The 12,014-nt window shown below is 69.4% G+C and carries 12 protein-coding genes; 5 read left to right on the top strand and 7 right to left on the bottom strand.

The annotated features are described in order from the left end of the window. The first annotated feature begins 75 nt into the window (after positions 1-75). Complete coding sequence (locus IE326_RS16440; protein ID WP_190041876.1) at positions 76-555, top strand: very short patch repair endonuclease; 480 nt, start codon at positions 76-78, stop codon at positions 553-555. Here the strand turns inward: IE326_RS16440 and IE326_RS16435 are convergent, their stop codons facing one another. The 3 genes from IE326_RS16435 to IE326_RS16425 all read right to left on the bottom strand — a co-directional run bounded on the left by IE326_RS16435 (position 556) and on the right by IE326_RS16425 (position 3,073). After that, on the bottom strand, positions 556-1,749 hold the full coding sequence (locus IE326_RS16435; protein WP_190041875.1) for a DNA cytosine methyltransferase: 1,194 nt from the start codon (positions 1,747-1,749) through the stop codon (positions 556-558). Between the two features lie 186 nt (positions 1,750-1,935). Next, entirely contained in the window at positions 1,936-2,139 is a 204-nt protein-coding gene (locus IE326_RS16430) for a hypothetical protein (protein WP_190041874.1), read from the bottom strand. Positions 2,140-2,263: 124 nt separating this feature from the next. Then, positions 2,264-3,073 (bottom strand): hypothetical protein, encoded by an 810-nt coding sequence (locus IE326_RS16425; protein WP_190041873.1) that lies wholly within the window; start codon positions 3,071-3,073, stop codon positions 2,264-2,266. 302 nt (positions 3,074-3,375) lie between these two features. Between IE326_RS16425 and IE326_RS16420 the strand changes: the two genes are divergently transcribed. The 4 genes from IE326_RS16420 to IE326_RS16405 all read left to right on the top strand — a co-directional run bounded on the left by IE326_RS16420 (position 3,376) and on the right by IE326_RS16405 (position 7,752). Further along, positions 3,376-4,065, top strand: coding sequence for a KpnI family restriction enzyme N-terminal domain-containing protein (locus IE326_RS16420; protein ID WP_308440314.1), 690 nt, complete (start codon positions 3,376-3,378; stop codon positions 4,063-4,065). 64 nt (positions 4,066-4,129) lie between these two features. After that, the gene (locus tag IE326_RS16415) at positions 4,130-5,542 is read left to right on the top strand and encodes a transcriptional regulator (RefSeq protein WP_190041872.1); all 1,413 of its coding nucleotides are present in this window, start codon (positions 4,130-4,132) and stop codon (positions 5,540-5,542) included. Positions 5,543-5,544: 2 nt separating this feature from the next. Further along, a complete protein-coding gene (locus IE326_RS16410; protein ID WP_190041871.1) occupies positions 5,545-7,374 on the top strand; it encodes a DEAD/DEAH box helicase in 1,830 nt (609 codons plus the stop codon). Positions 7,375-7,443: 69 nt separating this feature from the next. Continuing rightward, positions 7,444-7,752: a hypothetical protein gene (locus tag IE326_RS16405; protein WP_190041870.1), complete on the top strand. Its 309-nt coding sequence runs from the start codon at positions 7,444-7,446 to the stop codon at positions 7,750-7,752. An 83-nt stretch (positions 7,753-7,835) separates the two neighbouring features. Here the strand turns inward: IE326_RS16405 and IE326_RS16400 are convergent, their stop codons facing one another. Genes IE326_RS16400 through IE326_RS16385 form a run of 4 tightly spaced genes read right to left on the bottom strand, consistent with a single transcriptional unit; the run spans position 7,836 to position 11,894 of the window. Then, positions 7,836-9,104, bottom strand: coding sequence for a DUF445 domain-containing protein (locus IE326_RS16400; protein WP_190041869.1), 1,269 nt, complete (start codon positions 9,102-9,104; stop codon positions 7,836-7,838). Between the two features lie 26 nt (positions 9,105-9,130). Continuing rightward, positions 9,131-10,117: an ABC transporter ATP-binding protein gene (locus tag IE326_RS16395; protein ID WP_190041868.1), complete on the bottom strand. Its 987-nt coding sequence runs from the start codon at positions 10,115-10,117 to the stop codon at positions 9,131-9,133. A 6-nt stretch (positions 10,118-10,123) separates the two neighbouring features. Next, a complete protein-coding gene (locus tag IE326_RS16390; protein ID WP_373310204.1) occupies positions 10,124-11,098 on the bottom strand; it encodes an ABC transporter permease in 975 nt (324 codons plus the stop codon). Next, positions 11,091-11,894 carry an ABC transporter permease gene (locus IE326_RS16385; RefSeq protein ID WP_190042266.1) on the bottom strand — a complete coding sequence of 268 codons (804 nt, stop codon included), beginning with the start codon at positions 11,892-11,894 and terminating at the stop codon, positions 11,091-11,093. The genes IE326_RS16390 and IE326_RS16385 overlap by 8 nt, the downstream gene beginning before the upstream one ends. Positions 11,895-12,014 lie beyond the last annotated feature (120 nt).

Genomic DNA, 12,014 nt, shown 5'->3' with positions numbered 1-12,014 from the left:
CGGCCCGGGACTACCGGCCGGACAGGAAGCCTCGCGGTTTTCTGGCAGGCTGATAACCGGAGGGTCAGAACATCGATGCCACAGTCCAGTGACACACCGGAATGGTCGCCGCCAGAGGGCTCCTGGGCGTCGTCCGCCGCCCGGCGCAGGAACATGCAGGCGATCCGCAGCCGCGACACCAAGCCGGAGCAACTGGTCCGGCGGCTCCTGCACGCCCAGGGGCTTCGCTATCGCGTCGCTGCCCGGCCCCTGCCTGAACTCAGGCGGACGGCGGACATCGTGTTCCGGCCCGTGAAAGTGGCGGTCTTCATCGACGGCTGCTACTGGCACGGGTGCCCCGAGCACTATGTGGCTCCCCGCACCAACCCGGGCTACTGGTCCGGCAAGGTGGCCGGGAACATGGCCCGCGACAGCGACACGGACCAGCGCCTCCGTGACGCCGGCTGGACGGTGCTCCGCTTCTGGGAGCACGAGTCCCCGGACGAGTGCGCCGCCCGGATTGCCGCCGAGGTGGAAAAGCGTCGTGCCCGCACCCGCGGCGCGGGCACGACGTGATCAGACCTGGCTCGCGTCCCGCTCCCGGGCGGCCTTCAGGACGTCCATGATCGACCGGCCCACTGCCTCCGCGACCGGCGGCGGGAAAGCGTTGCCGACCTGACGGTACTGGGCCGTCTTGCCGCCGTCGAAGATCCAGTCGCCGGGAAAGCCCTGCACGATCGCGGCCTGCTCGACGGTCAGCATCGGGCCGTCGGGGCCGAACAGGTCCCGGTCCTCGGACTGCTTCTTCCGGGCGGTTTCAGCGTCGTTGGCCACGCCGAGACCGGAGACGCCCAGCTGCTTCCAGGTCGCCTTGGCGCGGCTCGGCCCGAGGTCGGCACCACCGTGCTTCTTCGAGCCGCCCACGAGCGTGGGGGCGATGCCGGCGCCGCCCTTGGCCACCAGCTCCTCGTGACGCTCCGTGGCCTTGTTGTGCCACCGCGCATAGGCGGCACGCGCTTCCTGGCCCCGGGGACCGTCGTAGTACGCGCGGTAACGCGCCTCCATCGACTCCTCAAGCGCCTTGACCACACTGACCGGGCTCTCGTGGGTCGACGTCGGCCATTCGTACTTCAGGTCCCCCTTGAGGACGTCCTGGCGGATGGCGACGAGGATCGCGCGGGGCCGCAGCTGCGGAACTCCGAATTCGTGCGCCTCCAGGATGTCCCAGTGGCACACCTCGTACCCGAGACCCTCCTCGGTCACGACAGAGCCGTCGTCAGCACGGTAGGTCCCGCCTTGCAGCCGGGCCTTGATGTAGTCCCGGTAGTCCGAGAACTTCGGGTCCAGGATGCCCCGCACGTTCTCGATCATCACTGCACGTGGCTTCAGTTCCTCGACGAGGTACAGCATCCGGGGAAAGAGGTCTCGCTCATCATCCCTGCCCAGCTGCTTGCCCGCATGAGAGAAGGGCGGGCACGGCACACCACCGGCCAGGAGATCCAGCTCGCCCGGCTCGATCAGCTTCCCGTCACGGCGGACACTTTCCAGGGGCTCGAATTCCGTGACGTCCGCGTGGCTGAGGTCACAGTGCCGTTCCTCCCAGGACCAGTCCGGCCGCGCTTCGATGTTCCGCCGCAGGGTCTCCCTCGCGTGCTTGTCGATCTCCACGAGCGCCAGGTGCCTGAAACCGGCACGGTGCAGGCCGATGGCCTGTCCGCCGGCTCCAGCACAGATCTCGATTGAGGTGAACTCCGATTCAGTGCTGGCCATGCACCCTCCTTCGAACACGAACCCCGCCGGCGCCTTGTGCCACCAGCTATCACAGAGGGTGACAGACCCCACTGACAGTGCGCCCGTCAACTGACAGCGCCCACATAAGTGTGCGGCATCATGCGCCGGTGCTTGACCGTCCGGGCGGGCGACACGGGAGCGTACCGGCTTGGCCTTGGGAGAGCCCTAGCCCGCCGCTCCAGTGATCAGAGTGAGGACCAGGATCCCGAGGGTGAGCGCGCCGGCGAACGCCGCGAACCCCCACCGGACCGAGGCGGGGACCGGCTGTCCCTCCCAGCGCGCGAGGGCAAAGGCTCCGGCGGCGACCACAGCCGCCCCGAAAAGGACGAAACCGATCCCGACGACCAGGGCCAGCGAGATGTGCAGCATGAAGGAACTCCTGTGGAACGTAAGAGAGGAGGCGACCCGAATCGGGGCGCCACAAAGACCGGAGCGGACGATCGCGTCCCGGCTCCGTGCTGGGTTCTTCGAAAATGCCCTGGGGGGCGGTTCGCTACTGCTCCGGGCCGCCCTCCGGGGGGAGGCTGGCGCGCATGATGATCTCGGCGGAACCCGCCAGACCTGCTCCCATCAGGGCCAGCGCGAGTCGCATCGTGGCATCTGCCCCGCGCTGACCGTCCGCGAGGAGGAGCGCCTCAGCCAGGTCCGTGTCACCAGTGGCGTGAAGACCGGCCACCGCTTCGCAGACCTGGGTATCACTGAGGGTCCTGCTGGCCGACCACGCCGTCCCGACGAGGCGGCGAAGGTCTCCCGCGGCCCGGGCCGATCGCAGAACCTCCAAAGCTTCTCCCACCTCGCGGCTCTGGGCGGACCCCGTGGCAGCCTCGGCCTTGACGTTCTCCGCGGCTTCCGCCATCGCGGCGTCCTCCGTCCTTTCGACGTTCCCGGCGCTCCGCCGGTCCTGCGCCGGTCCCGTTGCCGGAAGGGTGCCGGAAGGCCGGGCAGCCTCCGCAGCCCTCGCCTCGGGGACGAAGCCCGCGATGACGATCGCCGCATGGAGGTCTCGGCCGGAACGGTCCAGCAGGGCGTGTGCGTGCAGCTTCTCAAGCCTGGGCAGGGTGACCCGCGCATCAGCCACGGAGTGCGCCCGGGCGGCCGCGAAAAGGGCGCGGAGCTTCGGCAGCCGAGGCATACGACGGCCGGTCCAGTAGTTGGAGAGCGTGCTGGGCGGGATGCCCAGCTGTCGCGCGCGTACGCGCTGCTTGCTGGACGTCATCGCGTTCACAAGGTCGCGGAACCCTTCGGCGAACGCCACGCGTGCGGGACTGCACCCTTCGTGAAACGTCTTGCGCGTCTGGCCCATAGCGGCCATCGAACCTCCCGAGGCAAAGGGACTCATCGAGGATTCAGTCTCCCGCGGTCATGTGAACGCACAACCAGGAACGAACGGTTCCGCCGTGCTTCCTGTTTGCGTTCTCAGGCCCCCTGTTCTCGGTGTTTGCGTTCCCGGTCAACTAGGTCCCACGTGTTTGCGCTGGCCCGCAAACACGTGGGACCACTTGATCTCTTCGCCGACCGCCTCATCCAATGGGAGAGTGAGCGGAACTGGACCACCAACATTCCATAGGGGACTCACGGCCCAGGTCGTCAATTAAGGAGAGAATCGTGACGAATGCTGACATCCCCTCGTGGCGAACCAGCACGAAGGGAACCATGGTCCGTTGCGCACTCTGGCTCGTCACAGAAGTCGGCGTTGGTTCGGTCTTCACCAAGACCCAGTTGCGCGAGGCGTTCCCGGAGACCTCTCAGATCGACCGGCGCATGCGGGATCTCCGGGTGCACGGCTGGAACATCGCGACAAACCGGGAAGACCCCACTCTCTCCCCCCACGAGCACCGGTTCGTCGAGATGGGGGCAGAGGTGTGGAAGCCCGGTCAGGCGCGGGTGAAGCCGGCTGCCGCGGGCATCAGCGCTCCCCAGCGCCGTGAGATCCTCGAACGGGACGATCACCTCTGCCGGGTCTGCGGCATCGCCGCCGGCGAGGCATACGACGGGGGAATCGAAACCGCGCAGCTGGACATCGCCCGCCGCGAGGTACTGAAGCCCGGCGGAAAGACCGTCGAGCTGGTCATCGAGTGCCGCCGGTGCAGGATTGGGGGCCGGGGCCGGCAAACCGATGTCAACGACGTGCTCAGCCGACTCTCAAAGATGAGCGGAGTGGAACGCGAGCTCTTCACCCAGTGGGTGGCTGCTGACCACCGGGACTTCAGTGCCATGGAGCGGCTCTGGGGGCAGTACCGCAGCCTGCCGTCCGAGTCCCGCGAGACCGTCCGCGCCGCTGTCCGCCGCCCCTGACACACCGACCCGAAGAGCTGAGAAGAAAACGGGCTGAGGCCCGGAGTTGAGGAGAACCGTGGGGATGCTGGCGTTCGCGCTTCCGCCGAAGAGCCCAGAGAACATCGAGTTCGTCGCACGACGGCTCGACGAGTCGACCGCAGGTGACGGAACCCGTGAGACCGTCACCGTGGAGTGGAATGGCCGGCCACTTCACGTCGGTGTGATCGACATGCCGCTGCGCGATGTCTACTACAACCCCGCGACCCACCGGATCAGAGCACAGCGCGACCACGATCCCGAGCTCGCCCGCGGGCTGGAGTCGGACCCCTGGAGCGTGGAGAGCCAGGAGTACCTCGACCGGCTGCTCAGGGGAAAGCCCGCCAGCCCGGACGAGACCGATCCGGACTTCGAAGCGCTCCTGGAAAGCCTTCGCTCCGTCGATCAGCAGGAACCCGGGCTCATGACGCACGAGGGAATCCTCGTGAATGGCAACACCCGTGCCGCGGCCCTTCGCCAGCTGGGACGTTCGTCGATCCGGGTCGGGGTCTTGCCGCGCTCCTTCACCTGGGACGACATCAACGCGGTGGAGCTGACCCTTCAGCTGCGTCCGGACAAGCGCCGGGACTACTCCTACATCAACCGCCTGATCGCCATGGAAGAGCAGGAGCTGATGGGACGTGAGGCGGCCGACATCGCCCGCGCCTTCCACATCCAGCTCAAGACCTTCCGGCAGGAGCGGTGGATCCTCGGGGTGATCCGGGACATGATCCAGCGGAGCGCCACCCCGGAGGGTGCTCAACTCGGCCTCTCCGACTTCGAAGGCCACCAGGAGAACCTGAAGGAGCTGCACCGCGCGTACGAGAAGGTGCGCGCTTCGAGCCAGGAGCAGGCGGAACGGGTGAAGGAGAACCGCATCGCCGCGATCATCCTGGACTTCGCCAAAACCAAGACACGTGTCATCGGACAGGAATTCCAGGGAACCTATCTGGAAGACAATCTGCCGGCCCTCTTCCGGGCCGCTGCCGCTGAAGGGCAGAGCACAGCCGGAATCTCCATCCCCGGGCTCTCCGTCGCCGTCGCTCCGCCGGCCGATCCGGTCGTCCGGGCCCGGGCGGTCACCGACCAGATCCTGCGCGCCCGTGCCACTGAAAGCTCCCGGCATGTACCGGACATGGTGCGGGAGGCCGCTCAGCGCGACATCTCCGAGGCGCGCAAGGGGATGCGCCGCGCGCTGGACGCGGCAGAGCGCGACGACCGCCTGAAGAAGGTCAGGCAGACAACCGCCGAACGTCTCGACGATGCCCGCGCGGCGATCGACCAGAGCGTGAGCGATCTGGTTCAGGCACTCGGCAGCAACAGCCTGGACGAGGCAAGTTTCGATAGCGCGCTGCTCGGCGTCAGGAACAGTCTCGCGAAGCTGGCCCGACAGGCCAGCCGTGGAATCACCACACGCGGAGACGGTATCAGCTGGCTGATCAAGGCGAGTGAGGACTGAGAGTGGCTGACACCGGAGAGCCCTCTCTCAGAATCGGCTTCGACGAGACCCGGACCAAGGTAGTGTTCCGGAGCCTCGCGGACGGCCAGGAACATCTTGTCCGCTTCATCGCGCGGTACAGCAGTGGGAGTCAGCGTGGCCCGCAGGCCGCAGAAGTGGACCTGGAGGAGTTCCTCGCCCAGCTCACCCTGCTCACCCACTGGCACGACCCAGCTGGCGTCGTCTTCTCCCCCGACCTGAGAACGCTCACCGAAGGATCGGTAAGGGACTCCCAGGCCGTCGAGGTACGCCTCCAGGCAGGCCAGCGCGGCGAGGAGATCCCGGAGGAGATCTCGCCCTCTGAGGTGCCCGGCCTTCTCGGTCCTGCCTGGACGGCTCCGCTGACAAGCTTCCAGCGGCGCGATGCCGCCAAACTGCTTTCCCTGACGCACGGCGCGAACTTCAGCGTCCCAGGGGCGGGCAAGACCCGCACTGCCCTCGCTGTGTACGCGGCCCTCCGGCAGGCCGGCAAAGTCCGGCGGCTCCTGGTGGTCAGTCCGAAATCCGCGTACGAGGCATGGACAGAGGAAGCCGCCTCGTGCTTCACCACTCCTCCTGTCCTGCGGATCTTCCAGCGTTCACAGGACAGTGAAGCGGAGATACTGCTCGTCAACTACGAGCGGCTGAGCCGGCACCAGTCACAGCTCGCCCAATGGCTCACAGCCGCCCCGGCCCTCATGGTGCTGGACGAGGCGCATCGGATGAAACTCGGCGTCCGGGGCACGTATGGCACCAGCTGCATGGCGCTGGGCCCGCTGGCCGCGCACCGGCTCATACTGACGGGAACCCCCGCGCCAAATGGTGCCAAGGACCTGGAAAGTCTTCTCTCCTTCGTCTGGCCCGGTCATGGGCGGCGGGCCGTGGACAGAGCGGTGTCCGGCGGTGACCTCAGCCATGCGAGCCGGGTACTGCGGCCGCTGTTCACCCGCACGACAAAGAGCGAACTCCAGCTCCCCCCTATGGAGGTGGGGGTGAAGTACGTCGAGCTTCCCGAAACCCACCGCCGGCTCTACTCCGCGCTCAAGAACCAGCTGACCGACCTCCAGGACCGCGAGCAGGAGGAGTTCGCACGACTGGGCAAGGTCCTCGTGTACCTGATGATGGCCAGTACGAATCCGGCTCTGCTGGAGACAGGATCCGACCGGTACCAGCCCTTGCCTTTCTTCCCTGTCCCTCAACGGCCATCTACCGGAACCCCGTTGATGGAACTCCTACGGGAGCTTCCCCGCTACGAAACGTCCCCGAAGTACGAGGCTGTCCTGCGGACGGTGACGGAAAACGCCCGCATGGGACGGAAAACCCTCGTCTGGTCAACGTTCGTACGCAACCTGACCACCCTCGCGGCCGCTCTCCGTCCTCTCCACCCCGCGGTGGTCCACGGCTCCACCCCCGACCGCGACGAACAGATTCGCAGGTTCCGGGAAGACCCGGAGTGCATGGTGTTGCTCTCCAATCCAGCGACGCTCGGCGAAGGCATCAGCCTCCACCACGTCTGCCACGACGCCGTCTACCTGGACCGGGATTTCGCGGCCGGACGTTACCTGCAAAGCCTTGACCGCATTCACCGGCTCGGGCTGGCTCCGGGCACGAAGACCCGGGTGACCGTCCTGGTGGCAGAGGGCACCATCGACGGCATCGTGCACGAGCGTCTCGGACACAAGCTCGAGTTCATGGGGAAAATCCTGGATGACCCCACCGTGCACGAGTTGGCCGATCCCGAGGAGGACCTCGCTCCGTGGGGAATGGACGCCTGGGACCTCCGCGCTCTTCTTGAGCACCTCGGGAACCCCTGAGCCTTAACCCTGGGAGCCCCCCGTACGCTCGAAGGAAGACCATCCGCCGACCGGAAAGAAGGCCCCGTCATGCCCAGCCCCCGCATCCCCTCCCCCGCCGTAGCCGCCGCCGGTCTCGTCGGTGGTTACGCAGTCGCCCGGTGGACGAAGAAGCGGCCGCTCGGTGGGGTGGTGCTGGCGGTGGCCGGTGGGGTGGCGGCCCGGGAGTGGCAGCGGGTGGGCGGGGTGAAGGCGGCCGTGGGGCTGTCCGCCGCGTATGTGGCGGCGTTCGGGGGGTCGCATCCGCTGGCCAAGAGGATCGGGGCCTGGCCCGCGGTGTTCTCCGTCGCGGGGGGAATGGCCGCCGCCTCCTGGGCCGTGACCCGCGAGCGCGGCTGACCCGCGCGCGGTCACCGGAGCCGGGCGGGCGGGCCCGGAGCCGCGCGCGGTCACCGGGTCCGGGCCCGTCGGGGACCGTTGCCTCAGCCGCCCACCGCGTGGCTGATCGTGTAGATGGCCAGGCCGGCGAGGGCGCCGACGACCGTGCCGTTGATGCGGATGAACTGGAGGTCGCGGCCGATGTTGGCCTCGATCTTGCGGGAGGTCTGGGTGGCGTCCCAGCCGGCGACGGTGTCGGTGATGAGGGACGTGATCTCGGTGCGGTAGGTGGTGACGACGTAGGTGACGGCGGATTCCAGCCAGCCGTCGACCTTCGCCTGGAGGCGGGGGTCGGTGGCGAGGCGCTTGCCGAGGGAGATCAGGGAGGCGCGGGCGCGGAGGCGGAGCTGGCTCTGGTCGTCCTCGGCGGCGGCGATGATGAGGGCGCGGACCGAGCCCCAGGCGGAGGCGATGACGTCCTGGACCTCGGGGCGGGCCAGCAGGTCGGACTTGAGGCGTTCGACGCGGGCGCGGGTCTCCGTGTCGGACTGGAGGTCCGCGGCGTAGTCCGTGAGGAAGCGGTCGATGGCGCCGCGGGCGGGGTGCGCCGGCATGTCGCGCATCTCCGTGACGAAGCGGAGCAGCTCCTTGTAGACGCGCTCGCCGACCTTGCGGTCCACGAAGCGGGGGGTCCAGCCGGGGGCGCCGCCCTGGACGGCGTCCATGACGGAGTCGCCGTGGGTGACGAGCCAGTCGTGGGCCCGGACGCAGACCAGGTCCACGGCGCGGTTGTGGGCGCCGTCGGCCACCATGCGCTCCAGGGTCTTGCCGACGCCGGGGGCGATCTCGGCCGCCTCCGCCCGGCGGGTGATCGCCTCGCCGACCACCGCCTGCACGTCCGCGTCGCGCAGCACGGTCAGCGCGCCGCGCAGGGCCGTGGCCGCCTCCTCCGTGACCCGGTCCGCGTGGGCCGGTTCGGCGAGCCAGGTGCCGAGGCGCCCGGCGACGCCCAGGGCCCGCAGGCGGCCCCGTACGACGTCGGCCGACAGGAAGTTCTCGCCGACGAAGGAGCCGAGCGAGGCGCCCAGCTGGTCCTTCTTGGTGGGGATGATCGCCGTGTGCGGGATCGGCAGGCCCAGCGGGTGCCGGAAGAGGGCGGTCACCGCGAACCAGTCGGCCAGCGCGCCGACCATGCCGGCCTCGGCCGCAGCGGCCACGTACCCCGCCCAGGCGCCCGCGCCGGAGTTCTCCGCCCAGGTCGCCAGGGCGTAGACCACCGCGACGAACGCCAGCAGGGCCGTCGCCAGGGCCTTCATCCTGCGGACGCCACGGTTCCGCTCTTCGTCCGCCGCCGTGTACGTGAAGCTCACCATCCGCCAGACCTCCTCACATCCTCACCTCAGGGACTCCCGGGGCCTCCCGTGAGTTCCCCGGCCGCTCCCCCGTACATCTTCGCGATCACGGACTCGATGTCCGGTTCCCGCACCGAGAGGTCGACGAGCGGGTACGCCTCCGCCACCGCCGCGACCAGCGGCGCGGCCGACGCGGAGGCCGGGAAGGCCAGGTGCTGGCGGGGGCCGTCCGCCCGGACGAACCGCGCGCCGGGCACGTCCGTGATCGGCGGGAGCTCGCGCGCCAGGTCGACGACGAGCATCCGTTCGCCGTCGCCGGCCTCGTGCAGGCCGGCGAGGCCGCCGTCGTACACCAGCCGCCCGTGGTCGATGACCATCACCCGCGAGCAGAGCTGCTCGATGTCGGTCAGGTCGTGGGTGGTGAGGAGCACGGTGGTGCCGCGCTCGGCGTTCAGCTCCCGCAGGAAGCCGCGCACCCGGGCCTTGGAGACGACGTCGAGGCCGATCGTCGGCTCGTCCAGGTACAGCACCTCCGGGTCGTGCAGGAGGGCGGCCGCGATGTCGCCGCGCATCCGCTGCCCCAGGGAGAGCTGGCGGACCGGCACGTCGAGGAGGTCGCCGAGGTCGAGGAGCTCGACGCAGCGGGCCAGGTTCTCCTCGTACCGGTCGTCGGGGATGCGGTACATGCGGTGCGTCAGCCGGTACGAGTCCCGCAGCGGCAGGTCCCACCAGAGGGTGGTGCGCTGGCCGAAGACGACGCCGACGCGGCGGGCCAGCCGGGTCCGCTCCCGCGCGGGGTCGATGCCCGCCACGCGCAGGCGGCCGCCGCTGGGGGTGAGGATGCCGGTGAGCATCTTGACGGTGGTGGACTTCCCGGCCCCGTTCGGACCGATGTAGCCGACCATCTCGCCCCGGTCGACGGTGAACGAGATGCCGTCGACGGCCCTGACCTCCCGGCGTTCGCGCCGCAGCAGGCCCGTCTTCCGGCGGACGGTGAAGGTCTTCTCCAGGCCGTCGAGTTCGATGAGGGGCACGGGTTCTCAGCTTCCTGTCGATCGGTAGGCACGGACGCCCGTCCGCCACGCCAGGCCCGCGACCGCGCAGCAGACCAGGGCGACGAACGGCGGGGCGAAGGCCGCCCAGGACGGCACCCCGGCGGGGGCGGGGCGGCCGAGGACGTACAGCGCGGGCAGCCAGTTCACGAAGGCCAGCGGGACGACGTACACCACGCCCTTCACCAGGTCCTGCGCGAAGACCGCGGGCGGGTACTGGAGCAGCGTGTTCCCGCCGTACGTGAACGCGTTGGTGACCTCGGAGGCGTCCTGGAGCCAGAAGAGCGCCGACGCGCCCAGCACCATCACCGCCATGAAGATCACCGCCCCGCAGACCACCATCCCGGGCACCATCAGGACCTTCTCCCAGGACCACGCCACCTCGTCGCGCAGCAGCACCAGGCTCCACACCAGCACCATCAGCCCCTGGAGGACCCGGCCGAGCCGGCGCAGCGCGAACTTGTCCGCCGCGACCTGCGCGAGCAGCGGCACCGGCCGCAGCAGGAACACGTCGAGCGACCCGTCCCGGATCCGGCGCCCCATCCGCTGGAGCGAGCCCATCGTCAGGTCGGCGGCCCCGAAGGCCGTGCCGGTGCTGCCGTACAGGAAGGCGACCTCCGCGAAGGAGAACCCGCCGAGCCCCCTGACCTGCCCGAACATCAGCAGGATGACGACGAAGTCGAAGAAGGTGACGCAGAAGGAGGTGAAGAGCGTCAGGGCGAAGGAGGCCCGGTAGGCCATCGTGGACCGGATCCACATGGCGGCGACCATCCGGTACGTCCGCAGGCCCTCCACGGCCGTGCGGTACGGCGACGGGCCGCCGGGATCCGCACCGTACGGGAACGGGCCGTCGATGTCCGTACCGTACGGGGCCGGGCCTCCGGAGCCCGTACCGTACGGGGACGGGCCACGGCCGCCCGTGCCGTACGGCTCCCCGACCGGCGTGCGGAGCCGCTCAGCCACCCTGGACCACCACCTTCCGCGTCGCCGCGCTCTGGGCCGCGCGGCCCGCCGCCAGCAGCACGGCGAGCCAGCCGAGCTGGAAGCCGTACGCGCGGACGAGGCCCCAGCCCTCCCCGTACCGTCCGAGGTAGACGTCCGCCGGCACCTGGAGCAGCGCCGCCCACGGCAGCGCGTGGGCGAGCTCGCCGAGCGCGCCCGGGAAGACGTTCAGCGGAAGCAGCATCCCGGAGAAGAACAGGCCGGTCAGCCAGGCCGCCTGGACCACGCCCTGACCGTCGAGGAGCCAGAAGGCGCTCATCGCGACCAGGTACCAGAGCGCGAAGGACACGAACGAGCCGAGCGCCACCGCGAACAGGAAGGCGGCCCAGCCGGCCGGGCCGTCCGGGAGGGTGAAGCGGAAGGCGAGCGCGCCGATCAGGAGGGGGACGGCGCCCCGGCCCGCCAACTGGTAGGCGCAACGGCCCGCGTTGGCCGCGCACCACCACGACTGGAGGTCGACGGGACGGTGGAGGTCGACGGCGATGTCACCGGTCCTGATCCTCTCGATCAGCTCGTCCTCGAAGCCGCCGCCCATCAGGCCGCAGACGGTGAGGAGCGCCTGGCCGATCCAGACGTAGGCGAGGGCGTCGGAGGAGGAGTAGCCGCCGAGGTCGGGCCGTTCGGCCCACAGGGCGAGATAGGTGTACGAGAGGACGAAGCCGAAGACCGTGTTGGTGAAGAGGCCCGCCAGCGTCGCCACCCGGTAGGTGGCGTGACGCCGGAAGCCGCCCGCGGCCACGGTCGCGTACAGCCGCAGCATGTTGTCCCTTTCGGAGCACGTGCGGAGGGAAGGGGAGGAGGTGGGGGGAAAGAGGGCGAAGCGCATGACCCTAGTGGCCGCCGGCACCTCGCCGCGAGCGGTTTTTCCGGCCGATCT

It is taken from the genome of Streptomyces filamentosus (assembly GCF_014654895.1).
GTDB lineage: Bacteria > Actinomycetota > Actinomycetes > Streptomycetales > Streptomycetaceae > Streptomyces > Streptomyces filamentosus.
Note: the sequence above shows the minus strand (reverse complement) of the source record. Positions and strands in the feature narration are given on the sequence as shown.